Annotated in this window: 21 protein-coding genes and 2 tRNA genes; 15 read left to right on the forward strand and 8 right to left on the reverse strand. The window is 56.7% G+C overall.

Annotated features, from left to right (window positions below; genetic code table 11):
- The 4 genes from RQ935_RS00005 to RQ935_RS00020 form a co-directional block, all read left to right on the forward strand.
- Positions 1–612: ATP-binding cassette domain-containing protein (locus tag RQ935_RS00005; protein WP_311496657.1), on the forward strand; the 612-nt coding region annotated here is incomplete at its 5' end.
- A 35-nt stretch (positions 613–647) separates the two neighbouring features.
- Entirely contained in the window at positions 648–1,244 is a 597-nt protein-coding gene (locus tag RQ935_RS00010) for an MptD family putative ECF transporter S component (protein ID WP_311496658.1), read from the forward strand.
- Positions 1,237–1,923, forward strand: a complete 687-nt coding sequence (locus tag RQ935_RS00015) for an energy-coupling factor transporter transmembrane component T (protein ID WP_311496659.1) — start codon at positions 1,237–1,239, stop codon at positions 1,921–1,923. The genes RQ935_RS00010 and RQ935_RS00015 overlap by 8 nt, the downstream gene beginning before the upstream one ends.
- The gene (locus RQ935_RS00020) at positions 1,920–3,311 is read left to right on the forward strand and encodes an ABC transporter ATP-binding protein (RefSeq protein ID WP_311496660.1); all 1,392 of its coding nucleotides are present in this window, start codon (positions 1,920–1,922) and stop codon (positions 3,309–3,311) included. Before RQ935_RS00015 ends, RQ935_RS00020 begins: the two co-directional genes overlap by 4 nt.
- A gap of 482 nt (positions 3,312–3,793) precedes the next feature.
- Here the strand turns inward: RQ935_RS00020 and RQ935_RS00025 are convergent.
- Positions 3,794–3,864: transfer RNA gene (locus RQ935_RS00025), tRNA-Gly, on the reverse strand.
- A gap of 73 nt (positions 3,865–3,937) precedes the next feature.
- Here RQ935_RS00025 and RQ935_RS00030 point away from each other — a divergent pair.
- Positions 3,938–4,011, forward strand: a tRNA-Pro gene (locus RQ935_RS00030).
- Positions 4,012–4,306: 295 nt separating this feature from the next.
- On the opposite strand, the gene RQ935_RS00035 is transcribed toward RQ935_RS00030, so the two are convergent.
- The 4 genes from RQ935_RS00035 to RQ935_RS00050 all read right to left on the reverse strand — a co-directional run bounded on the left by RQ935_RS00035 (position 4,307) and on the right by RQ935_RS00050 (position 8,845).
- Positions 4,307–5,401: a diacylglycerol kinase family protein gene (locus RQ935_RS00035; RefSeq protein WP_295026806.1), complete on the reverse strand. Its 1,095-nt coding sequence runs from the start codon at positions 5,399–5,401 to the stop codon at positions 4,307–4,309.
- A gap of 23 nt (positions 5,402–5,424) precedes the next feature.
- Positions 5,425–6,288 carry a formyltetrahydrofolate deformylase gene (gene purU / locus RQ935_RS00040; RefSeq protein ID WP_295026808.1) on the reverse strand — a complete coding sequence of 288 codons (864 nt, stop codon included), beginning with the start codon at positions 6,286–6,288 and terminating at the stop codon, positions 5,425–5,427.
- A gap of 148 nt (positions 6,289–6,436) precedes the next feature.
- A complete protein-coding gene (gene tsaD, locus RQ935_RS00045; protein ID WP_311496661.1) occupies positions 6,437–7,549 on the reverse strand; it encodes a tRNA (adenosine(37)-N6)-threonylcarbamoyltransferase complex transferase subunit TsaD in 1,113 nt (370 codons plus the stop codon).
- Positions 7,550–7,579: 30 nt separating this feature from the next.
- On the reverse strand, positions 7,580–8,845 hold the full coding sequence (locus RQ935_RS00050; RefSeq protein WP_311496662.1) for a class I SAM-dependent methyltransferase: 1,266 nt from the start codon (positions 8,843–8,845) through the stop codon (positions 7,580–7,582).
- 201 nt (positions 8,846–9,046) lie between these two features.
- Between RQ935_RS00050 and groES the strand changes: the two genes are divergently transcribed.
- On the forward strand, positions 9,047–9,340 hold the full coding sequence (gene groES / locus RQ935_RS00055) for a co-chaperone GroES (RefSeq protein ID WP_036324231.1): 294 nt from the start codon (positions 9,047–9,049) through the stop codon (positions 9,338–9,340).
- Positions 9,341–9,552: 212 nt separating this feature from the next.
- Positions 9,553–10,335, forward strand: coding sequence for a dimethylargininase (gene ddaH, locus RQ935_RS00060; protein ID WP_295026814.1), 783 nt, complete (start codon positions 9,553–9,555; stop codon positions 10,333–10,335).
- Positions 10,336–10,513: 178 nt separating this feature from the next.
- Here the strand turns inward: ddaH and RQ935_RS00065 are convergent, their stop codons facing one another.
- On the reverse strand, positions 10,514–10,804 hold the full coding sequence (locus RQ935_RS00065) for a WhiB family transcriptional regulator (RefSeq protein WP_004006969.1): 291 nt from the start codon (positions 10,802–10,804) through the stop codon (positions 10,514–10,516).
- Positions 10,805–11,065: 261 nt separating this feature from the next.
- Here RQ935_RS00065 and guaB point away from each other — a divergent pair, with 261 nt between their 5' ends.
- The 8 genes from guaB (at position 11,066) to RQ935_RS00105 (ending at position 22,696) form a co-directional block, all read left to right on the forward strand.
- Complete coding sequence (gene guaB, locus RQ935_RS00070) at positions 11,066–12,601, forward strand: IMP dehydrogenase (protein WP_311496663.1); 1,536 nt, start codon at positions 11,066–11,068, stop codon at positions 12,599–12,601.
- A 43-nt stretch (positions 12,602–12,644) separates the two neighbouring features.
- Entirely contained in the window at positions 12,645–13,367 is a 723-nt protein-coding gene (locus tag RQ935_RS00075) for an exonuclease domain-containing protein (protein WP_311496664.1), read from the forward strand.
- 135 nt (positions 13,368–13,502) lie between these two features.
- Entirely contained in the window at positions 13,503–14,192 is a 690-nt protein-coding gene (locus RQ935_RS00080; RefSeq protein WP_399531662.1) for a queuosine precursor transporter, read from the forward strand.
- 17 nt (positions 14,193–14,209) lie between these two features.
- A complete protein-coding gene (gene tgt / locus RQ935_RS00085) occupies positions 14,210–15,523 on the forward strand; it encodes a tRNA guanosine(34) transglycosylase Tgt (protein ID WP_311496665.1) in 1,314 nt (437 codons plus the stop codon).
- Positions 15,524–15,607: 84 nt separating this feature from the next.
- Positions 15,608–16,726, forward strand: a complete 1,119-nt coding sequence (locus RQ935_RS00090) for a GuaB3 family IMP dehydrogenase-related protein (RefSeq protein WP_307741815.1) — start codon at positions 15,608–15,610, stop codon at positions 16,724–16,726.
- Positions 16,723–18,441 carry an ATP-binding cassette domain-containing protein gene (locus RQ935_RS00095; RefSeq protein ID WP_311496666.1) on the forward strand — a complete coding sequence of 573 codons (1,719 nt, stop codon included), beginning with the start codon at positions 16,723–16,725 and terminating at the stop codon, positions 18,439–18,441. The genes RQ935_RS00090 and RQ935_RS00095 overlap by 4 nt, the downstream gene beginning before the upstream one ends.
- The gene (locus RQ935_RS00100; RefSeq protein WP_311496667.1) at positions 18,438–20,330 is read left to right on the forward strand and encodes an ABC transporter ATP-binding protein; all 1,893 of its coding nucleotides are present in this window, start codon (positions 18,438–18,440) and stop codon (positions 20,328–20,330) included. Before RQ935_RS00095 ends, RQ935_RS00100 begins: the two co-directional genes overlap by 4 nt.
- A gap of 260 nt (positions 20,331–20,590) precedes the next feature.
- Positions 20,591–22,696: a neutral/alkaline non-lysosomal ceramidase N-terminal domain-containing protein gene (locus RQ935_RS00105; RefSeq protein WP_311496668.1), complete on the forward strand. Its 2,106-nt coding sequence runs from the start codon at positions 20,591–20,593 to the stop codon at positions 22,694–22,696.
- A 120-nt stretch (positions 22,697–22,816) separates the two neighbouring features.
- Here the strand turns inward: RQ935_RS00105 and RQ935_RS00110 are convergent, their stop codons facing one another.
- Positions 22,817–23,209 carry an MmcQ/YjbR family DNA-binding protein gene (locus RQ935_RS00110; protein WP_311496669.1) on the reverse strand — a complete coding sequence of 131 codons (393 nt, stop codon included), beginning with the start codon at positions 23,207–23,209 and terminating at the stop codon, positions 22,817–22,819.
- Between the two features lie 134 nt (positions 23,210–23,343).
- Positions 23,344–24,372, reverse strand: coding sequence for a LacI family DNA-binding transcriptional regulator (locus tag RQ935_RS00115; protein ID WP_311496670.1), 1,029 nt, complete (start codon positions 24,370–24,372; stop codon positions 23,344–23,346).
- Between the last annotated feature and the right edge of the window lie 26 nt (positions 24,373–24,398).

Raw genomic sequence — 24,398 nt, forward strand, 5'->3', positions numbered from 1 at the left:
GCCCGGTTGGTTGCACGTTTCTGGGATGTGCAGTCCGGCAGCGTGCGCGTTGGCGAAGTGGACGTGCGCGAGCAGACCACCGAAGATTTGATGCGCCAGGTGTCTCTCGTCTTCCAAGACGTCTACTTATTCAACGACACTCTCGAAGCCAACATTCGCCTTGGCAACCCCGAAGCCACCGATGAAGAAATCAGGTGGGCCGCTGACCTGTCGGGCGTGACGGAAATCGTCAACCGCCTCCCAGACGGCTGGAATTCATTGGCGGGTGCTGGCGGGCGTGCACTGTCAGGTGGGGAACGCCAACGAGTGTCCATCGCTCGCGCCTTGGTGAAGAAAGCCCCGATCGTGCTGTTCGATGAGGCCACCAGCGCGTTGGACGCGGAAAATGAAGCCAACATTGTTGCGGCGATGAACGAGCTACGCAAGCGCTCCACACTGATTGTCATCGCCCACAAACTTGAAACCATTCGCCAAGCTGACCAAATCATTGTGCTCTCCCACGGTGGGCGTATCGCCCAGCGCGGGTGCCACGACGAGCTGGTCAACCAGCCAGGTCAATACCGCGATTTCTGGCAAGAACGCATCAACGCAGCCGGATGGCAACTCGTCTAAACACAGCACTGTTCACAATCATGAAAGGAAAAACTATGTCCACACCCACGTCCTCGCGCCTCAACGCGCGCGACTTCATCAACATTGGCGTCTTCACCGCCTTGATGTTCGTCATCGTGTTTGCATTCGGAATGCTCGGGTTCATCCCCGCCGCCATGTATGCCGGTTTCTTGCTTTCTATCCTCGTTAACGGCATCGTCTTTGCGCTGTTCACAGCACGCACTCCGAAGATGGGGGCGTTGACAATCATGCTGATTATCATCGAAATCCTCTTTTTCGTGACCGGCCACTGGGTGGGCGGCGTCGCGATGGCCGCTGTATTCGGCCTGCTCGCCGACCTAGTCATCACCAAGGGACCGAAGAACGTGAAAGTTCGCGTTCCGCTGGCATACGCACTGTTTATTCTGCCGATCTACGTGTCACCGTGGATGCCGCTATTTATGAACCAAGACGCATATATGTCGCAGATCGCCGAACAAATGGGCGCAGACTACGCCGCCAAGATGGCGCAGGTGGTCACGATTCCGATTCTGCTGGGCTTCTTCGTCGTGATGCTCATCGTTGGCTGGATCGCAGGTCTGATGGGAACTCGGATTGCGCGTAAACACTTTGAACGGGCCGGTCTTGTCTAAACTTCCCGACCCGCGCACCATTATCGCAACGCTCGTCATCGTTTCCACCACGATCTACAGTGCCTACTCGCCGTGGTTCGTGTGTGCTCTGGGCGGATTCGCCGCCGTGATGCTGGCGAGCGCTGCGATCAACCCCAACACGCTCGTGCGCCCGAGCTGGGTGGCCGTCTACCTGGCCACGTTTGCGGTCCTCGGCGGGCTCGTCTTCGTGATACCACTGGTGTGGAAGTCAACGGCCAGCGCGTTCCTCATGCTGTTTTTGCAGTGGATGTGGCGATTCAGTGTCAGCGCAGGAATGGGAGCCTACGCGATCGGCGTGATCCGACCCGCCACCTTGCAAAAAGCACTCGCCGGCTCACGGATCCCGACCTGTTTCACGATCCCAATCTCGGTTGCCTTACGTGTGCTGCCCGTGATCGGCCACGAGGTTAAAGCGATCTCAGATGCCATGAAACTACGCGGGATGTCCGTGCTCTCACTGCGTGCGGCGCAATACTTCACAATCCCTCTGCTATCGACCGTGGTACGCAGCGGGGACGAACTGGCATCGGCCGCCCTCGTGCGAGGACTGGGCGGAACCGCAAAGTCCACCTCGGTCACAGTCGTGAAATTCCGAGTGATCGACGCAGTCATTCTGCTCATCGTTATCGGCTTCGCGATATGGAGAATCGTCCTATGACAATAGCCCAAGCAACTAGGGTCACCTTCACCTATCGAGGAGCAGACCACCCCTCAATCAACGACGCAACCATCACCATCACACCCGGAACCGTCACCTTGCTGTGTGGCGCGTCAGGGTCAGGAAAAACCACCGCACTACGGCTATTTAACGGGCTCATCCCGCACTTCCACGACGGCGACCTTACCGGAAACGTCACAGTCGACGACATTGACGTGGCACAAACAGACCTGCCACGCCTTGCCCACCATTGTTCGACAGTGTTTCAAAACCCGCGCACCCAGTTCTACACCACCCACGTGCGCCAAGAACTCGCCTTCGGCCCAGAAAATCTCGGCCGCGACCCGCAGGAGATCTGTGCCCGCATTGACGAGGTCGCAGCCGAGTTAGGTATCGTCGACCTGTTGGAATCCCGCGTCACACAACTATCAGGCGGACAAATGCAGCGCGTGGCCTGCGCCGTCGCCATGTGCAACAACACGTCGCTGATCGTCTTTGACGAGCCAACCGCGAACTTGTCCGCTGACGTTATCGACCAACTCGCCACACTCATCGCCAGGCTCAAAGCTGATGGACACACCATCATCATTGCTGAACACCGGCTAAGTTTCCTTTCCGGGATCGCTGACCGTGTCTACTGCTTCGACAAAGGCAAGATTGCCCTCACCGCAACCGGCGAAGAGTTCTACGCTACCTCGGATGAGGAGCGCAAACAGCTTGGACTGCGATCCCTAGTGCCCGTACCCATGCCGAGCCTGCCCGAACCAGAAGGTGAAGGGCTCACGATCGACAACCTCACCTTCGCCTACCGCCACGGGAAAACGGTTCTCAATGTCGGCCATGTGCTCTTTCCGGCAGGGAAAATCACAGCGCTCATTGGCCCGTGCGGGTCGGGCAAATCAACACTGGCACGGATCGTCTGCGGACTTGAAAAGGCCAAGCATACGTCCATCACACTCGGCGGACAAAAATTCGCCAGCCGGGACGCATACCTTGTCATGCAAGACCCTACCCGACAGTTGTTCTCAGATACCGTCATCGATGAAGTCACGCTCGGCACGACCAAAGCCGAAAAGCAACACATCGATGCCCACGCGATCCTTGCAGAACTCGACCTTGCCGACCACGAGGCTGACCATCCGCAAGCACTTTCTGGCGGGCAACGCCAACGCCTGGTTATTGCTACAGCGCTTGCTACGAACAAGAAAGTTTACATCTTCGACGAGCCCACATCCGGTGTTGGCTACAAGCACCTTGTCGCGATTTCCCGAGTAATGCGTAAACTCGCTGACACTGGTGCCGTCGTCATTGTCATCACCCACGACGCTGAACTCGTTACCGAGGTCGCCGACCATAGCGTCCGCCTCGACCAAATCAACGCCTGCTAACGCAAACGCTCGCTCAGCCGAAAGAGAGGAAAGCGTTTCTGCAGGTCAGGGCAAACGCGCTATACACTCGCTAACGCTTTGACCCCATTAGGGTATACCCGCTAACGCCAGAACCTATTTATCATTCTCGACGTGATAATGGAGCGGGCGACGGAGTTTTTTTAGGGTGTTTCGGCTAAAACGGCACATCGGTGCCGTTTTTTAACGCCTCCACCGTTTTACTCAGCGGCTCATTCTCGCTTCGCTCGATGCCATCGCGCAATTTGTTCGATTCCCGTTGGGGCATATTTGTGGAGCGGGCGACGGAGGTTTTTTAAGGCGTTCCGGCTAAAACGGCACATCAGTGCCGTTTTTTAACGCCTCCACCGTTTTACTCAGCGGCTCATGCGACTGCGTCGCTGCCGCTGAGCGAACTGGTTCGATTCCCGTCGTAGTCCGCTAAATGTTGAAGATGCCGAGCAAAAGCTCGGCATCTTCAACAGAGCGGGCGACGGGAATCGAACCCGCGTAATCAGCTTGGAAGGCTGGGGCTCTACCATTGAGCTACGCCCGCGTGTAAATGAGTCTACCGGGTCTGATGGGTTTCCTCCAACTCGAACTTTCCGGTACGATGAACTGTACCTTTCCGGGGTGTAGCGCAGCTTGGTAGCGCGCCTGCTTTGGGAGCAGGATGTCGCAGGTTCAAATCCTGTCACCCCGACGAGCGAGCGCCACATGAAAGTTTACTTTCATGTGGCGCGAGCGAGGAGGGGTATGCAAGGCGAGCGAAGCGAGTCCTTGCTAATCCCCCGACGTATTGTTTTTCTTTTCTCGTTTTTTGTTGCGAGCGAGGAGGGGTATGCAAGGCGAGCGAAGCGAGTCCTTGCTAATCCCCCGACGAATTGGTGTTGAGTGGTGGGGGGCAAGGCGAGCGGTGCGAGTCCTTGCTAATCCCCCGACGAAATGGTGTTGCTACGTACTCGTTTTTGCGGTGTTGATGGGTCCGTAACCGTGCCCTAAATCCCCTCGGGCCGCGGCAAAATAAACCACCCGGCTCTAGGCACGCATTCCAAGTTGACCGTCCCGTACCCCAAGCGTTCCCCATCGGCAATGGGAGCCAACCCTTCCATCTCTAAGCTGACTTGGCGAGCCTCGTGAAAAGTCACCCCGGGAGCGCCAGCGAATTTCCCCCTCTTGGCAGCCAGTAAGGGACGAAGCACCTTCCGGCGGGGCATTGAGCTCAACGTCGATATCGAGAAAACCCCGTCGTAGCTGGAGGCTTGCGGAGCCACTACCACACCGCCTCCATAGCACTTTCCATTGGCTACGGCGCATAACGTCAGGTGATTCTCGCCCCAAACCACCCCGTCGAGACTGAGACGAACCGGGCGGGGATGGAACTTCGCCAGAATAATTAACAAGGACAAGATGTAGCGTAGCGAACCGTGCGGCCAGCGCATTTCCTGGGTTTTATCCGCCACCATTTGGTCAAACCCTACGCAGGTAATGGTGGACCACCAGCGCTGGCGTTCTTTGCCGCGCAAATCGGTAAAAGTCGCGAGTCCCAGGTCGGTTTGACTAACGAAACCATCCGCGATGATGCCCGCGGATTTACGCGGATTCAGCGGAATCCCATAGTGACGGGCATGGTCGTTGCCAGAACCTGCCGGAATAATCCCCAAAGGCTTGTCCGAACCAACCTGCTCCTGCAGGACCAGCGAAAGAATCCCGTCTCCACCGGAAACGACGATGGCGTCCACCGTGGAATCAGCCGCAGCCCGGCGAGCCGAATCCCGGGCTTGTGCCGCAGTATCACTTGGAAAATCAACAATCTCCAGACCGCGTTGCTCCAGTACTTTCCGGGCTACCCGAGCAGTTTTGCGGGCGTGGCCTTTGGCGGAGGCCGGGTTCAAAATGAAGGCGACACGGCGGATGTTACGTGTTTCTTGGCGATAGCACCCCTCCGAGGGTGCGGTTTCGGGACCGTCCAGAGGACGGTCGTTCGCGTTAGCGCTGTCTGGAGGTCGGCCTGGTTGCGTGCTGTCCGAAATCTGGTCGTCAGGAAGTTGCTCGTCCGCTTTCGCGTTGTCTGGAGGCCGGTGTTCTGACATGGCTTACTCGCAATTCGGCGTCTTTACCGGAAAATCACGGTGCGGTTGCCGTTCATCAACACGCGATGCTCGGCGTGCCACTTCACGGCTTGAGCCAAGACTCGACGTTCCACGTCCTGACCTTGTTTACGCATATCGATGGCGGTAAACGTGTGATCCACTCGGGAAACGTCCTGTTCAATGATGGGACCTTCATCCAAATCCGCCGTGACATAGTGCGCGGTGGCCCCAATGAGTTTCACGCCCCGGTCGTGGGCCTGGTCATACGGCTTTGCACCCTTGAACGACGGCAGGAACGAGTGGTGAATGTTGATGATGCGCCCGCTCATCTCCCGGCACAGTTTGTCGGAAAGAATCTGCATATAGCGGGCCAACACCACCAGCTCGACCTTTTCCGCGGCGACCAAGTCAAGCAGCTGCCGTTCCGCTTCGGGTTTATTGTCTTTCGTGACCGGCACCAAAATAAACGGCACTTGATAGAACGTTGCGATGGGAGCCAAATCGGGGTGGTTGCCCACGACCGCTTTCACATCAATTGGAATCGAGTGATCACGCACACGATAGAGCAGGTCGGACAGGCAATGTCCCTCTTTGGAAACCATGATGACGGTGCGCAGCGCCCGCCCAATTTCGTCCAAGTCCCAAGCCATCTGAAAATCGGCAGCTAAAGCCTCCACCCGGGCGTTAATGTCGTGAACGCTGGGAACATCCATCTCCACTCGCATAAAGAACAGTCCCGTGTCGGTGTCTGCGAACTGGGCCGATTGGATAATATTGCCCCCCGCGCCGGCTACCATACCGGATACGGCGTGGACAATTCCGGGTCGGTCGGGGCAGGAGAGGGTGAGCACCAGCTTTATGGTTTCGCTCGACTTCGTTTCCGTCATGGTTCTTAGCATACCTTTTCCGCACGGTTTCGTTTAGGACTGAGCCGACAAGGGGTGTGCTTCAGCGGGGTCTTTCACAAGGGTCTGCGGTGAGGCTGGTTTTTCGATTGGTTGTTAAGTTGCCTCTGCCTAAGTGATACCGGTGGCCTTAGACGATAACGGTAGTGAGGTCCAGGGCGGAAACCGGCGAAAAATCCGCCCGGCTGGGGGAATTCGTATCCGCAATCGCCGCCGTGATAGCCGCAATCTGCGCGCCGTTGTCGGTACAGAACTTCAGCGGGGGAATCCGCAGGGTGACGCCAGCACGCGCGCATTCCTCCGTCAGCCATTCGCGAAGCCGGGAATTAGCGGAATATCCGCCGCCCACCACCAGGGTTTTTGCCTCGAAATCGGTTAGTGCCCGCATAGTCTTGCTGACCAGGGAGTCGTTTACGGATTCCGAAAAACCGCGGCAAATATCCGCTACCGGCAGCCAGGGTTTGCCCTCACGCGCGGGGGCGAAATCCTCGGTAAAATCCGGGCGGCTACGAACTTCCGGGGCGGCTTCAATCTGACCCACATAGCGAGCCACCGCAGTTTTCAGCCCGGAGAATGAAAAATCATAAGGGTGGGTTTTCGCGTATTTTGCTCCGGCCAGACCGCGCGGAAAGTCAATTGCCTCCAGTCTGCCTTCGCGGGCCAGGCGATCTACGTGTGGCCCTCCCGGATAGGGCAGTCCCAGCACCCGCCCGACCTTATCAAAGGCTTCCCCCGAAGCGTCGTCAAGGGTGCCGCCCAGTTCCCTGATTCCACCTTCAACTGCAAAATCAGTGATGAGCAATAGGTTTGTGTGCCCACCGCTGACGACCAGTCCCACCGCCGGCAGTTCCAGTTCACCGTTGACCAGCTGGTCCACCGCCAGGTGTCCGATGACGTGATTCACCCCGTAAAGCGGCTTACCAGTAGCGGCGGCCAGGGCTTTTGCTCCGGCGATTCCTACCGCCAGCGAACCAATCAACCCCGGACCAGCGGACACACCAATCTGGTCAATGTCTGCGAGCTTCACCCCCGCCTCGTCTAATGCCTCACTGACCACGGGCAGGAACGACTCCAGATGCGCCCGCGAAGCAATTTCGGGAATAATCCCGCCATAGCGGGCATATTCATCCATCGAGGTCGCTACCACATTAGCTAGCAGCTGGGTTTTGCCCGCTACAATGGCGGCTCCAGTTTCATCGCAGGTAGATTCGATTCCTAAAGTGAGTTTTGCACCGTTAAACACGCCTACATTTTAGTTGGTTTTCCCTGGCGTTTAAATTTCCGCATAGCGCCGACACAGAATAGTCCGATGTCGGCTACCCAAGCGCGTAGCGATTAGCGTCAAATCCTCGCCGTTCTTCTCGGTTGTGGTCAGCAGTTTTCGGCGCAGCTGGGAGGGGGACACATCGGCTCCGCGTTTCTTAATTTCCAAAGACCTGAGTGGTCGCGCCTTTAGCCCAGCGCGAATCTTCTTTTCGTCCAAAGGCAGGACTTCCAGAACCTTGAACCAGCCACCTAGTTTCGTGTCTGCTGTCTCTGGGGCAGTATTCCGGGTCAGATAGGCGATTTTTTTCGATACCGTTTTTGTGTATGTTTTATCTGCAACTTGAGCCAGCAGTCCCGCCCGGATGATTGCGTCATCAGGTTCAAAAATCCATTCCCCCAGTTCGTCTTCGGTCGCGATAGTCTCGCTCAACTCGGCAGGCGTGTTGCACGGGGCAGCAGTTTCATCGTGCAGTTCAGTCACAATCTTTCCGTTCTTGTCCATCAACAGAGCGGAGCGTCCCTGTTGGCGAATCAAGTCGCCCAGCCAGATTCCTGCCTCCACAAGTTCGCCTCCCACAGAAATCCACTGGGTTTCGCACGGGGCCGGCAGGGCTTGATAGTTGATTCCAGGGGCAATCTTTACACCAAGGTTCCCGTGCGGAATCTCGTCTTGCCAAGCGAGAATGCGGGAAAGTGGGGGTTTCCAAGACTCCGGCTGCAGTCGCCTGCCTGAGGCATCGCGCCGGGCTGGGTCCGCGAACGCGCCGTCCACCCCTTCGGCACGCAACTGTTGCCAATCCAGCTCCAAAATATCTGCTTGCGTGACCCGAGCCTCGGGATAGGCACGCAGGTTCATCAAAGCCGCCGCTGCGGTGGCCTCATCGAGTTCAAACGCTGTTACCAACAGCCCCAAACCGGCCAACGCCAGCGACTCAGTCCCTAACCCGCAACCCAAATCAGCGACCTTGTGACAACCGGCGTCCCGAAAACGTCCGGCGTGTACGGCAGCCACCGGTAAACGCGTGGCCTGCTCCAAACCATCCCGGGTGAACAGCATGCCTTGCGCGAAATCTCCGAATTTGACCCGCGCAGCCTCGCGCAGCTCCAGCTGGGTCAAAATGGCTGCCACCAGCTCCGGCGCGACACCGCGTTTCCGTAAACCTGCGCTCAATTGGTCTGCGAGCGCCGGCGTGTAGGGTCCGAGGGTTCCCAAGGATTCCAGCAATTGGAATCCGTCTTTGCTCAACACGGGCACCAGCGAACTTACAGCCATAGTTCAATCCTAAGGGTGACCGGAGCCAAAGGGGGAACCTCACGGTACGGCGCCAAAATAGAGGGACATGAAAGCGACTTAGCACTCGGGTTGCGAGAGTGCTAAATGCGGCATAAAATACAAATCGACTGGCAGGGTGCCACCCGCGACGGCGCTCGGTTGGTGAAATATCATCAGGAACTTAGAGAAAGGGCAATCGCAGTGTCGGTTTGCATTAAACCTTTGGAAGATCGGGTTGTTATCAAGCAGCTGGAAGCGGAAACGGTTACCGCTTCGGGGCTGGTCATCCCGGATATGGCAAAAGAAAAGCCGCAGGAAGGCACCGTCGTGGCGGTAGGCCCCGGTCGCGTTGACGACAAGGGCGTGCGTGTGCCGATGGATGTCAAGGAAGGCGACAAGGTCATTTACGCCAAGTACGGCGGCACCGAAGTCAAGTACCAGGGTGAGGAATACGTTATTCTCTCCGCTCGCGACTTGCTCGCTGTAGTTGAGTAATCGATACACGCTCTTTGAAAAGGCCGGACGTATGTCCGGTCTTTTCTGTTAAGTTATAGATTCACCCGTCCCGGTCCTCCCCAGCTCGGCAACGTCGAAACCGTGGGAATATGAGGGGCGCAGGGGATACCTGTTACGCTTGCTAAACAGCCCAGTCATCTCAGCGCGCCAATCTCTTGACGGGTTTCCGTACCGCTACTACGCTGGAAAGCATGACTAGGAAATTAGCATTAGTTCGTCGCCCCAGCCCCAAAATGGCTGATGGCATTGTGACACACATTGAAAAGTCTGCCGTCTCTTATGATCTGGGTTTGCGCCAGTGGGAAGGCTACGTCAAGGCACTCAATGATAACGGATGGGAAACCGTCGAGGTCGAGCCCGCTCCGGATTGCCCTGATTCGGTATTCATTGAGGATCCTGTTTTCGTCTATGGGGATCTCGCTATCATCACTCGCTCTGGAGCTCCGGAGCGTCGCGCTGAGGTTGCGGGAGTTGAAAAGGCTGTTCGCGACGCTGGGTACCGCGTGGCTTACATCAAGGAACCCGGCACCGTAGACGGGGGAGATATCCTGAAGTTTGACGGTAAAGTCTGGGTCGGACAAACTCCCGGTGGCCGCACCAACGAAGAAGGGGTGCGCCAGCTTGCCGAGTACTTGAAGGAATTCGACGCGGAAGTCATCCCTGTGGAAATGACCAAGGTTCTCCACCTCAAGAGCGGCGTCACCGCCTTGTACGACGGCACCGTAGTCGGCTACAAACCGCTGGTGGATGACCCGACCGTGTGGGACAAGTTCATGGAAGTTCCCGAAGAACCCGGTTCTCACGTCGTTCTGCTCGAGGATAACAAGATTCTGATGTCTGCTGCCGCGCCCAAGTCCAAGGAACTCTTTGAGAGCATGGGTTACGAGGTGGTCGCGGTAGACATCGGCGAGTACGAAAAGCTCGAAGGTTGTGTGACCTGCCTGTCCGTGCGTCTGCGCGGTGACGTGGGCTAACGGGCAAACTGGACTTTTCGCCACAATCCGGCGCGTCCGAAATATAACGCTTCGGCGGGCGGAGCAGGCGATTAGGTTTACGGTTATATAGACATTTTGGGGGCTGAGCCACTGGCTCAGCCCCCAAAATATATGCAATTTCTAGCGGCGGATTCGCCCCCGCCCGGGCTCTACAGGTTTAAGCGGATTTAGCCTCCCGTTCCTTCCAGTAAGCGGCGCGTTCCTCCTCAGTCATGCCGCCCCAGATGCCATAAGGTTCATGGGCATTCAGAGCGTAATTGCGGCACTGTTCCAATACTGGACAAGTCGCGCAAATCGCTTTGGCCTGCGCGGCACGCCGCCGCCGGGTTCCCCCGCGTTCACCGTCTGGATGGAAGAAAGCCGCCGTCCCCAAATCCTTACAGGCAGCTTCATCCTGCCATTCCCAAGATTCAATAGTCGGAGCGGGGAGATACGTTACATTACTCATTTTCTTCCTTTCCCTCGCGGTGTTTTCTTACTCTTCAAGATTAGGGGGTGTGCCGGCAATCCAGCGTCCTACCACAGGACGATTTAGGCTCGCCAGACCGTCCTTCAGTAGTAGTGAACCAAATTCTGAACCCAATTCGAACGAATCGCCGGCAAATCCGGCTTGAACTGCGATTCCCACCCCGTCAGCACTGTTAGCGCTGGAGCGTTAGAATAAACATCAGCATTAAACGAATTATTCCCAGGTATTTAAGGAAGGCATATGAGCGAAATCACGAATCCCTTGCAAGACCTTGAAAATGGTGTTGAACCGCGGTTTTTGACCGGTTTGACCTACGATGACGTGCTGTTATTGCCAGAGGTTACAGATGTGATTCCCGCCGAAGTGGACACGTCCACTCGCTTTTCCAAAGAAATCAAGCTGCATATCCCCTTGATTTCCGCCGCTATGGACACCGTGACTGAATCGCGTATGGCGATTGCTATGGCGCGTCAGGGCGGCATAGGGATTTTGCACCGTAACCTTTCCATCGAGAGCCAAGCCCAACAGGTGCGTCAAGTGAAACGCTCCGAGTCGGGCATGGTGACTGATCCCGTCACCATCGGCCCTAACGCCACCATTGAACAGCTCGACGAACTGTGTGCCAAGTACCGGGTATCGGGCTTGCCCGTCGTGACTGACGACTACGAATTGCTGGGTATCATTACCAATCGCGACCTGCGTTTCGTGCCCACCACCCAGTGGGGCACCAGGACAGTGCAGGAATGCATGACGCCGATGCCGCTGATTACCGGGCGCGCCGGTATCTCTCGCGAAGAAGCGATGAAGCTGCTGGCAGAAAATCGTATAGAGAAACTGCCTTTGATTGATGAAAACGGTAAGCTAACCGGCCTCATTACGGTCAAAGACTTTGTGAAAACCGAGCAGTTCCCGCACGCTACCAAAGATTCCCAAGGTCGTTTGGTGGTGGGCGCTGCAATCGGCTACTGGGGAGACGCGTGGGAACGCGCTCAGGCCCTGGCCGAGGCAGGCATCGATGCCCTGATTGTGGATACCGCAAACGGCGGGGCCAAGCTAGCTTTAGAGATGATTACGCGAATCAAGAACGATTCGGGGTTCTCAGGGGTGCAAGTTGTGGGCGGTAACGTCGCCACCAGGGAGGGCGCACAAGCCTTGATTGATGCGGGCGTTGACGGTGTCAAGGTCGGTGTTGGTCCGGGATCTATTTGTACCACTCGTGTGGTGGCTGGGGTGGGGGTGCCTCAGATTACCGCCATTATGATGGCTGCAGAAGCGTGTGCCCGCGCGGATGTGCCGCTCATTGCCGACGGTGGTTTGCAGTATTCCGGCGATATTGCCAAAGCCTTGGTTGCCGGCGCTCAGACAGTGATGCTGGGTTCCCTGTTGGCTGGCTGCGAGGAATCCCCAGGTGAACTCGTGTTCATGAATGGTAAACAGTGGAAGCACTACCGCGGGATGGGTTCGCTCGGAGCCATGAGTTCGCGCGGCCGCAAGTCCTACTCAAAAGACCGTTATTTCCAGGCCGATGTCTCCAGCGACGACAAGATTGTTCCCGAAGGCATCGAAGGCCAGGTTCCCTACCAAGGTACCCTCGGCTCGGTGGTGTATCAGCTGGTGGGAGGGTTGCACCAGTCGATGTTCTATACCGGGGCACATACCATTGAGGAGCTGCGCCATCGGGGTCGTTTTGTGCGTATCACCCAGGCAGGCTTGCGGGAATCTCATCCTCATGATGTTGAAGTCACCGTGGAAGCCCCGAACTATCAACGTCACTGAGGCTGGGGATTTTCGCCTCCAGGGTGTGTGAGAGACTTTGGCTATGAATGAAATGAATGACATGAATACCCCCTGGCTTCATCAGGAAGTCTTGGGTTTCGACACGGAAACGACCGGTGTCTTTACGTCTCGTGACCGTATCGCTACGGTGTCGCTGATACGTAGGATAAACGGCGAGGATTCGCCGCTTTACTGGGTCATCAATCCTGGCGTTCCCATGCCTCCCGCTGCCGGTCGGGTTAATGGTCTGACTGATGAATACTTGCAGGCTAACGGGGTTGAGCCGCGAGTTGGACTCGAGGAAGTTGCGGGTATTATCGCGGAAACTATGCGGCGGGGAGTGCCCGTAGTCGGTTTCAACGTCACCTTCGATTTCGCGATTCTGGAAGCGGAACTGAAACGTCACGGCTTGCAAACCTTACGCCAGCGCCTGGAGGGACAGTTAGAGCCGATTGTCGATCCCTTGGTGTTGGATCGAATCCTAGATCGCTATCGGAAAGGGAAACGTAACTTGGCCTCCGTCTGCACCGCCTATGATTTGCCGTTGCGTGACGATTTTCACAACGCTCAAGCCGATGTTGCCGCGACTTTGGATTTGCTCGGTGCCATGTCTGAGCGATTTCCGGAATTGCTGGAAATGGGTCCCGGGGAGATTATGCAGTTCCAGGCGGAAGGCCATAGTCAATGGGCTCAGAGTTTCAACGAGTTCATGGCCGCGCGAATACCGGATTTTCATCCGGTATCCTTGCGCTGGCCTCAGTTTTAGCGCCGCCAGTGGGTGTGTCGGGTTAAGAGTAGGGGAGTATAACCAGTGAAATCGACCGAGAAGTCTGAACAGGCACCTCAGCGCCCTGTAGTCAACTTTGTGGCTGCGGGCGAGGGCCGTTTTTTTGATATTTTCATGACCTTGTTTGTAGCGCTGCTACTCATTTCGAACATCTCCGCCACCAAACTCATCGGCGGACCGTGGGGATTGATTTTTGATGGCGGAGCCGTCATGTTCCCCTTCACCTACATCCTGGGGGATATCCTCTCGGAGGTTTATGGATTTCGTGGGGCGCGCCGGGCGGTCCTGACCGGGTTTGGGATTTCCATCTTGGCATCGGGCCTGTTCTTCCTGGTTGCCAAAGCGCCGCCGGCCAGTGGAGACTTTATCACTCCTGCTTTCGCTCAAGTTTTCGGGTTCGTTCCGCGTATTGTGGCGGCTTCCCTGGCGGGGTACGTGCTGGGGCAGTTGCTAAATGCTCTGGTGTTGGTGCGGATTAAGGGTCGCACCGGAGAGCGTTTCCTCTGGCTTCGCATGATAGCCTCGACCCTGGTCGGGGAGCTGGTGGACACCCTCGCGTTTTGCACCATCGCTTTTGCCGGGTTGATTTCGGGGCCGGAATTTTTCAACTACGTGCTGACCGGTTACGTGTACAAGTGTGCGTTGGAAATCATCATGTCGCCGCTCAGCATTCAGGTCATTGGGTGGGTGAAACGCGGTGAAAAAAATTATGTACCGATTGATACAGAAATGTCATCTTCTCAAACTCTCAAAGCTAATAATGGACCAATCAGTACAGAAACTATTTCTTCACAACGTTCTTAACCTGGGGTGATGATTGGGTGAATGAAAATTTTGAGATTGTAGCGCGTCTGGGTCAGCTGGGGCGAGCGGGGGTTATCCACACTCCCCACGGAGACATTCCCACCCCTGCTTTTATACCGGTCGGTACAAAAGCGACGGTGAAGGCGCTCGTCCCCGAGATGATACGGGAACTTGGTGCGGCGGCGGTGCTGGCTAACGCTTACCACCTCTATCTGCAGCCAGGTCCGGAACTCGTCGATAGGTCCGGTGGCCTGGGGGCTTTTATGCACTGGGATGGGCCAACTTTCACCGATTCTGGCGGATTCCAAGTCCTCAGTTTGGGCGCAGGATACAAGAAAGTCCTTAGTCAAGAATTCGCCGCCTCGGCTCGGGAGCGTAGTGTCTCGCGCGATCAAGGCAACCACGAACGTTCCGGGGACAAACGAAAACTTTTGGAACAGGCCGAAGAAGCCGCTGAACTGTCGCCTCCAGATAAACGTCAAGCTCACCCCGGCTTAGCGCGGGTTGATGACGACGGCGTTAATTTTCGCTCACACCTGGATGGAACCAAACATCGGTTTACCCCGGAAATCTCGATGCAGATTCAGCACCACCTGGGCGCCGATATTATTTTCGCTTTCGATGAGCTAACCTCCCTGCTGCATTCCTATGACTACCAGGTAGTTTCCTTGGAACGTACCCGAAAATGGGCAGAGCGCTGTCTGGCGGAACATGAGCGGCTCACCGTGGAACGTGCCGACAAGTCTTACCAGATGCTGTTCGGAGTTATCCAAGGAGCGCAATGGGAGGATTTGCGCCGCCGCGCCGCACACGACCTCGGGGGAATGGAAATCTCGGGGCGTCGCTTTGACGGATTTGGCATCGGAGGCGCCTTGGAAAAGGAAAACCTCGGCGTGATTTGTTCCTGGGTGTGTCAAGAGCTACCCGAGGACCGTCCGCGTCACCTGCTGGGAATCTCAGAACCGGAAGATTTCTTTGCCGGCATTGAAAACGGAGCTGATACCTTCGACTGCGTCTCTCCGTCTCGCGTGGCTCGCACCGGAGCAGCGTATTTGCCTACCGGCAGGACGAATGTGGCGCGGGCAGCTTTCCGAGAGGACTTTGGCCCTCTCCAGGAGGGCTGTGGCTGCTATACCTGCACAAACTACACTCGCGCCTACCTCCACCACCTGCTGAAGGCCAAGGAAATGCTGGCTTCGACACTGCTGACCATCCACAACGAGTACTACACCGTTCACCTGGTCCACAGCATCCGTCAGGCTATTATCGCTGGTGAGGATGCGTATCGGGACTTTAAACACCGAACTTTAAGCCAGCTGGGGCGGGAGTAATTGTTGTGGCAGGGCAACGCCGGGAACTGGTCTCTGGCGTTGCCAGTCGCACCCGCTCGAGGTGCATTTTGGTAGGCTGAATCCATGAATGAAGAAGTCCAGATTGGGCGCGGTAAACGGGGGCGTCGAGCCTATTCTTTCGATCAAATCGCGGTGGTGCCCTCTCGCCGCACGCGAGATCCTCGCGATGTCTCGCTGGCTTGGCAATTTGACGCATATTATATGAAAGTTCCGGTCATGGGTGCGCCGATGGATTCAGTGATGAGCCCGCAAAATGCCATCGCCTTGGGAAAAATGGGCGGAGTCGGGGTCCTGGACTTGGAGGGGCTGTGGACCCGATACGTTGACCCTCTGCCCCTATACGAAGAACTGGCAGCACTCGACGAAGTCGGAGCGAAAGCCACCGCTAAGCTGCAGGAAATTTACAACGAGCCCATCAAGCCGGAGTTAATGCGGGCCAGGTTGGAAGAAATCAAAGCTGCTGACGTCATCGTGGCCGGAGCTATGAGCCCGGCCGGCACCCAAAAATTGTGGGAACATGTGGCGGATTCGGAGCTTGATCTGTTCGTGGTACGCGGTTCTACCGTGTCCGCGGATCATGTTTCCTCCCAAGCAGAACCGCTGAACCTCAAGCAATTCGTGCATCAGGTGGACATTCCGGTTATTGTCGGGGGTGTTGCCACCTATACCGGAGCGCTGCACCTGATGCGTACCGGTGCGGCCGGAGTGCTGGTCGGATTCGGCGGGGGAGCCGCCTCCACCACTCGCCGCACCATGGGTATCCACGTCCCGATGGCGACGGCGGTAGCGGATGTGGCGGCGGCACGGCGGGACTTCTTGGATGAATCCGGTGGTAGGTATGTTCACGTTATCGCTGACGGCGGCATCGGCTTTGCGGGAGACGTGGTGAAAGCCATCGCTTGCGGGGCTGATGCGGTCATGTTGGGCAGCGCTTTGGCCAGGGCTTACGAGGCGCCCGGACACGGATGGCACTGGGGCAGTGAAGCGCACCACTCAACCTTGCCACGCGGTTCCCGGGTCAAAGTCGGCACTGTCGGCACCTTGGAGCAAGTTATGTTCGGTCCTGCCGACAATGCTGAAGGGACCCTCAACATGATGGGAGCGCTGCGCCGGACGATGGCCACGACAGGTTATACCGACGTCAAGGAACTCCAGCGAGTCGAAGTGGTTACCAGCTATTGAGTACCTCCCGCTTAGCCCCAAAAAAGCCAGGTAAAACCCAGTTTGCGGCATTGCAAACTGCCGCGGGTCGCCGCGCTAATCGCGTGGTGCTGGGGCTGTTTTGGCTCATGACACTCGGCCTGATTACGGTTTTTGTCGCGGCGGGGCAGATTCTGGACTCTTACCTACACCCCGAATGGTCCTTTCCTGCCACCCCTCACTGGGTTTTCGCAATTTTGGGCATCGTCCTGGTATTTGGGGCACACTTTTCGTTGTCGCGGCGCTCGACGCGGTCTCAGATACGTGAAGAAAATCACGTTCGACAAGCTCTTTTGACCCAGAGTTTTCGCACCGGACCTGCGCGGATGAATCAGGAAAGCGCCGGAAAGGTTGTGGCATTAGCGACCGAATCAGCCGAAAAGTTTACCCGGTATCGTCAGGGGTTCCTGCCTCAGGTGCAAGGCTCTTTCAGCGCGCCGGTGCTGATAGTGGCGGCGATGGGGATTTTTGTTCACCCTTTCCTGGCGCTGTTGCTGGCGTTGTGCCTGCCGTTGGCAGCCGGAACGGTGTGGCTGTTCCAAAAGCTCTTTCGGCGTTCCTCGGCGAAATCCGCACGGGCCCGGGCGGCTTTAGCGGCAAACTACCTGGAAGTATTGCAGGGACTCACAACCCTGCAGCTACTGGGGGCAGCGGACCGGATTGGAGGCAAACTGGAGACAGTGGGCGAAGAGAATCGGCGAGCCACCATGAGCCTGCTACGTTCCAATCAAGTCATTATTTTTGTACTCGATGCAGTGTTTTCGCTGTTCGTCATCACGTCTGTGGCCGCCCTGTCAATGTACCTAGTGTCTCTCGGGGAGATGACTTTGGGCAAAGTGGTGACGGCGCTGGGCCTGGCGATGTTGCTGCTGGAACCGATTGACCATTTCGGGGCATTTTTCTATATAGCGATGGGCGGACGGGGCGCCGGGCGGGCCATCTTAGGATTCATGCACTCGCGGGCTAGCCATTCGGCTGCCAGCTGCGAGGATGCCTCCGTTGCTCTTCACAGTGATGCTGAAGTTACGGGTGAGGACGTTCCTGCGGGAGATGCTGAGATTCCCACGGCGTATCTGGAAAATGTCGGTGTTCGCTACGGGAATCAGCAAGTCCTCCAAGGGGTGAACCTCAGAGTGACTTCCGGCGAACGTGTGGCGATTGTGGGGGATTCTGGACAGGGCAAAACCACCTTATTGAACGTAATGAAGGGATTTTTGACTCCAAGTGAGGGCCGGGTAGAGGTCGCCGGTAATACCGCTGACTTGGCGCAGCGCTCGGCGTTAGTTAGTCAAAACACCTGGCTGTTTACCGGCACCGTGCGGGAAAACCTTCAAATGGCAGCCCCGCAGGCGTCTGATACCGAATTGTGGGATGCTTTGCGAGCGGCGCATCTTGATGCTGAAATCCAACAGATGCCGCTGGGACTGGACACTGCCTTGGGCGAGAACGGCATAGGCCTTTCAAGCGGACAGAAACAGCGTCTCAGCTTGGCGCGGGCCATCGGGAGCGGTAGAAAAATTTTGTTGCTGGATGAAGCGACCTCCCAAGTTGATTTAAATTCTGAGCGAAAAATTTTGGAGGCTCTCCAAGCCCTGGGGCGTGACTATACGCTCATCATGGTGTCGCACCGCGGGGCTCTGACTGCGCTGGCAGACCGGGTTTTACAGGTCGAGCACGGAAAGCTGGTGGAGCGGTGACACCCCTGGACAACGCATCAGACTCAAAGAACGCCGCGCCGTCTCTCTCGGCGGAGGGCCAGGACAGTTCCTCGTCCGCAACGCGTCCTTCCACACCAGCTGCAGCGGGGCTGCGGACAGTTATCAGCTGGCTGCTTTCCTCGACTCGCACAGTGTTGAGACCTGTAGCCGCTTCCACCCTTGCCAGGCTGGTCGATCAACTCCTAGGCATAGTCCTGTTCGTCATACCGGCAGTATTGGTTGCGAACCTGGTGATGAGCAATCTGGACTGCGGTTGTGTCCGCAGCGTGTCCGCCAATGTGGGGGGACTGTTGACAGTGATGGCGGGGACCGCGCTTCTGAAAGGCTTAGCTCGCTACCTGGAACAATACTGGGGCCACTTGGTTGCCTTCAAGGCCTTGGAACTGTTGCGTAACCAAGCCTACCGTGCCATTTATCCCCAAGCTCCCGCCATCGTGACTGATAACCACAGCGGAGAACTCTTGGCGCGGCTCACGAAAGATATAGATCGTATCGAAGTATTCTTTGCCCACACTTTTGCACCCGCGATAACGGCATTCCTGGTTCCCGGCATTGTTACCGCGGTGACTTTTGCAGTCGCACCCTGGCAATTTGGCGTAGCCGTGGCAGGAATTCTCATCGTAGGACTTATGATACCTTGGTACGGTATATCTTCTGGGCACATGGCCGCGCGAAATAAACTCGCAGCTCGCGGCCGTGTTGCCGCGGATGTCACCGACTCGCTGGGAGGCTTGGCGGAAGTAGTGGGATACGGCCTGTGCGAAGCGCGGCTTGCCGGCAGTGAGAGGCTGGGCGAGGAACTGGTCCGTGCCAGCCTGCGCGAGACTGACAAGTCAGCATTCCGCGGCGCGTTCCTCTCCGCGTGGCGAATGGCTGCGGTGCTGATTTTACTGGCGGTGGGGGCTGCGCTGTATCAGTCAGGCTCACTGGAAATGGCTGCCTGGATAGCGATAATGTTTGCGGTTTTGCGCTGCTGGGACGGGTTTAAAGCCGTAGTGGACTTTGGAACCGAACTGAATACCTCCCTGGCTGCGGCGCGACGTGTCTACCAGCTGACCCATGCCGGACTGGAGTTACCTGAGGGGCAGGAAAATGTGCGGCAAATCACCCCGTTGGCCGTGGAATTTAGCCAGGTTAGCTTTCGCTATCCCGAACCTACCAACGCGGCCCCACGGTTGGACAGGACAACGGGGACTATCGAACAAGTCAACCTCAAGTTAGCGCCGGGCTTGTGGACCGCCCTGGTGGGGGCGACGGGCGGCGGAAAGTCGACCCTGGCGCGACTTTTGCTACGTTTCTACGACCCTGATGCGGGAACGGTCTTTCTGGACGGGCGCGGTTTGCGCGAATACCGCCTCGCGTCCCTGCGCGAAGCGGTGTCTCTAGTCAGTGCCGAGTCAACAATTTTCGATATGACCATCGCGGAAAACTTACGTCTGGCCAGCCCACACGCTAGTGAAAGCCAACTGTGGTGGGCTTTGGCTATGGTAGGAATGGACGCGGAAGTGAAAGCAATGCCGGGGGGACTGCAGCATCGCGTGTCTTCACGAGGGGCAGCCCTCAGTGGGGGACAACGTCAGCGGCTTTCCCTGGCTCGTGCCCTCCTGCGCCAATCCCCAATCCTCATCTTGGACGAGCATACGGCGCACCTGCCTGCACCTTTAGCTTCCCGCATCAACGACAATCTGCGCGGCCTCACACCGCGCCCCACCGTTTTGGAGATTACACACAACCTGGATCAGATTGCCCAAGCCGATTGGGTTGCGGTGCTGGATTTGGGCCACATTGTGGAACAGGGGAAACCGCAGGATCTCCTGGAGAATCGGGATTCAGCACTGTGCCGCCTGCGGGGCCAAAGAATGCCGTAACTCGCCGCTCACCCACACCATTCCAGACCCGGCTGGCGCGAATAGAGAAAGCTATTGAGCGGACAAAACAGGACAAAATAGGGAATGGCATTACTTAGCTTTTGAAATAATTGTCCCCGCGATGGCAAAAGTGAGCCGATTTCTTAAGTTATTGTGAATAAACCCTGTATAAATCCAGTTAATTTGCGGTGTATGCTAGAGATTGTCGGCGTTCTTCGCTGACCATGCCATCTTCAACTCAACGCAGAGCAGGAAACAACATGAACAAAGCACAACGATTTAAGCGGTTCGCCATAACCTTTACCGGGGCGGTGGCTCTCGTCGGAGCCAGCCTGGTAGGCGTGTCCGGACTGACACCGGAGGCCAGCGCTTCCGAAAGCACTTACTTGATAGGCACCGGCATCTCCGATGTGACCGGCGCTATTGCGGAGAATGGTGCTTTCGGCTACGCCTCGCACCAAGAGATGAAAGGCCTGCAGCAACGTGTGTATGCCCATGCCTTTATCGTCGCTGATCAGGTTACCGGCAAGCGCGTGGTTTATGTCAGCGTTGATACCGGCGGCATTTTCAACGCGGTGCGGGTACGGGTTTTGGACAAACTGAAGGCAATGTATCCCGGCTTGTACGATGAGGGCAACGTGATGATTGGCATCACCCACTCGCATGTGTCGCCGGCAGGAACCTCCACCGATAAACTTTATGAAATCGCCGCGGAGGATAAGACTATGCACGGGTTCAGCCAACAGGTTTTGGATATCACCGTGGACGGTATCGTCAACGCAATTTCGAAGGCGCACAACAACCTCGAGCCTGGAACCATCGAGATGAAGCGCACTAACGTCCACGGCATTACTCGGAACCGCTCTCTGGGGGCGTACCTGCAAAACGATGACGTCAGCAAATACGACGACTCGGTAGAAACGACGATGGACCAGCTGGAGTTTACTTCCGCAGCCGGTGAGAAACTCGGCGTATTCAACTGGTTCTCAACTCACGCCACGTCTTTCCCGATGCACTGGGACCTGTATTCTGCCGACTCGAAAGGTTACGCGGAATACCTGTATGAACAGAAGTTCGGGACTGACCCGAATCAGGACAAGACTTTCGTGGCGGCGTTCCCTGCGTCAGGAACGGGAGATATGGTTCCCGTGGCGGGCAACTCGTCCTCCACCCCGGAATTCATGGGAACCTCCGATGATTACTACAACGCTGAAAAACATGGTCAGGAACAGTTCGACGCGTCTTGGCAGCTATGGAATAGTCCCGGAGACGCAGTTAAAGGCGCCGTTGACTATCGGGGACGCTACGTCCAGTTTAAGAACTATGTCGTCAACGCAGCTTATACGGAAGGCGCCGGGGACCAGAAACTCTGCGTCCCGGCTCGTGGCTATTCCTTTGCTGCTGGCGGCGAGAACGGCCCCTCGGGAATTCCTGGGATTTATGAAGGTATGACCAAGGATAGCTTCTCGATTCGCGATGTGGTCAAGAAGGTCGATCAATCCGACTTGGGCGGTTTGGTGCGCTTTGCCTTTGCCTCGATTTCTTGGACGGGCAATGATCCGTGCCAGGCCGAAAAGCCGGTTTTGCTTCCCGATGGCAAGTGGGGCTGGGCTTCGACCGTGGTGCCGGTACAGTTGCTGCGTATCGGCAATGTGGCTATCGTCGGTGTCCCGACTGAGACGGGCACTATGGGCGTACGCCACCTGCGGGAATCCGTGGAACAGATTTTGGCGCCGCTCGGTGTGGAGAAGGTCATCTTTTCCGGAGCTACGAACGATTACGCCGGTTATGTTTCCACTCGTGAAGAGTACGCCGCTCAGCATTACGAGGGCGCTTCCACCGAGTTTGGTCCTTATGAGCTGTCCGCCCTGCAGCAAGAGGTGGATGGCTTGGCCCAAGCTATGGTCGACGGCGCTGAGGTCAGCAACGATGCTTGGCCCAGGGTCAGCACGCGAGGAAAGGTCAATCGTGCCGGGGTCGTGCTGGACGACAAGCCGTTACGTCAACAGTTTGGCCAAGTGCTGATTCAGCCCCTCGAACAGTATCAACCGGGAGACACCGCGAAAGCGGTGTTCCGCGGGGCTCATCCCAAGAACAACTTGCGCGTGGGTGGGACTTTCCTCAAGGTGCAGCGTCAGGCCGAGGACGGGACCTGGCAAGATTACTTGACGGACCGTGACTGGGACACCAGTTACCGCTGGGAACGTGAAGGCGCCAGCTATTCTCGCACCACCGTCGAGTGGCGGATTCGCCAGGGCACGCCGGCCGGAACTTATCGGTTAGTGCAGGACGGCGACTGGAAGAACGGCTGGAATCACCGGATTATTCCCTACGAGGGGATATCTAATCCGTTCACCGTGAACTAGGGCTTAACGAAATTACTCCCTCTGGTCCGGGCAGCTGGTTTCCGCCGGCTGCCCGGACTTTTGATTTGGTCAATGCGGAGAATCGACAACAGTTGGTGGTGCAACAGAAGGGGCGGAGGGCTAGGCCTCCGAGCTGGGCCAGTAGCGCAGGGAATCTGGCAGATGCGGGCGGGACTTAACCGGCAGACGCGATACCACGTTCAGGTAAGATTCCTGAACCAGCACTTTCAACAGTTCCAGGTCGACTTCCGCGCCGGGGTACACGCTGATCCAGCGGTCTTTGTTCATATGCCAGCCGGGAGTGATTTCCGCATAGCGCTGGGTCAGCGCCAGGCCGTCCTCCGGCAGAACGGCCAAGTTCACAACCGGGGTGCCGTGGACCTCCACCATGACCACGAACCACTTCCCGCGCACTTTTACGGCCTCCCACTGCGGGGAATACACCCACGGCTCAGCACCGGGTAGCTCCAGAGCCACTGCCCGAGCCTGATCCCACAATTCCTCGGTTTTCATGCGTTCCCCCGTGACGTTTACCTGGTTTATTCACCCTCAAATGTAGTGCTTCTCGGTTTTATTGTGTATCGTTATGGCATTTTTGTGAGAGTTCCGACAGGGATTCAATTAGGCCGTGTCCGCTTCGATTGCAATCATGATGCTGCACCGGGTGAGGTAGCGCTGGATTCTCGGGGAATAAGGCTGGATACATCACATGTATAGCTGCGTGCGGGTTTACCAGCTAAATATTCAGTTAAGAGGTTTGCGGCGACCACCGCGTAGAGCGAAGGATCACGTGAAACGGCCGTAATGGCGGGGGAAGTAACTCGGCAAATGGGAGAATCTTCGCAAGATGCCAACAGTACTTGCTTTCCAATAGTTAGTCCGAGTTTGAGACAGGCTTTGACCCCTCCTACGGCTAAAACCTCGTTGTCATAGATGATAGCCGGCAGTCCTTCCAGAGGTGAAAGGAGGGATAACGAGGATGAAAGTCCCTCGTTTTCGGTTGAGTTAGCGCAGATTACGCTGCCAAAATTGATTCCGCTCTCATTACCGTAATCCTGCAAAGCCTCACAGCGGCGCTTGGTGTGCAGGAGCGCTTCGTTGCCGCCCACATAGGTGACACTGGTAGCTCCGCACATTTTGAGATGGGTAGCTAACGTTGCAATTAGGCCGAATTCATTTGTGACCAGGGAAGGGAATCCTTCCACTTGTTCCCCGACGAATACACCAGGAAGGTTAAGCTCTTCGAGGAGCCGCGCGCGCGGGTCTTGTGAAACCGGGTCGGTGATAACGACACCGTCCACGCGACGTTCCTTGGACCACTTCCGGTAGATTTCCAGCTCCTGGTCCATCGTGGTACAGGTCTGGAGGACCAGGCTTAAACCGGCGGCGGTGAGCTGTGATTCGAGTCCCAGCAAAAAATCGAAAAAGAATCGTTCGGAAACATAGGATTCACGGGAACGTGCGATGACATAGCCGATAGCTTCGGCACGGGCTCGTGATAGTGCCTGTGCCAGGGGATGTGGAACCCACCCTTTTTGGTGTGCTATCTCTAAAATACGTTCCCTGGTCGAGCGAGAGATTCCAGGGCGATTGTTGAGGGCAAAGGACACTGCTGTGATGGATACCCCTGCCTCGCGTGCAATGTCATCAATGGTGAGACGCTCCACCTCAATCACGCAACTCTCTGGAACTGGAAAATTAA

The sequence above is a fragment of the uncultured Mobiluncus sp. genome, from assembly GCF_963511525.1.
Taxonomy (GTDB): domain Bacteria; phylum Actinomycetota; class Actinomycetes; order Actinomycetales; family Actinomycetaceae; genus Mobiluncus.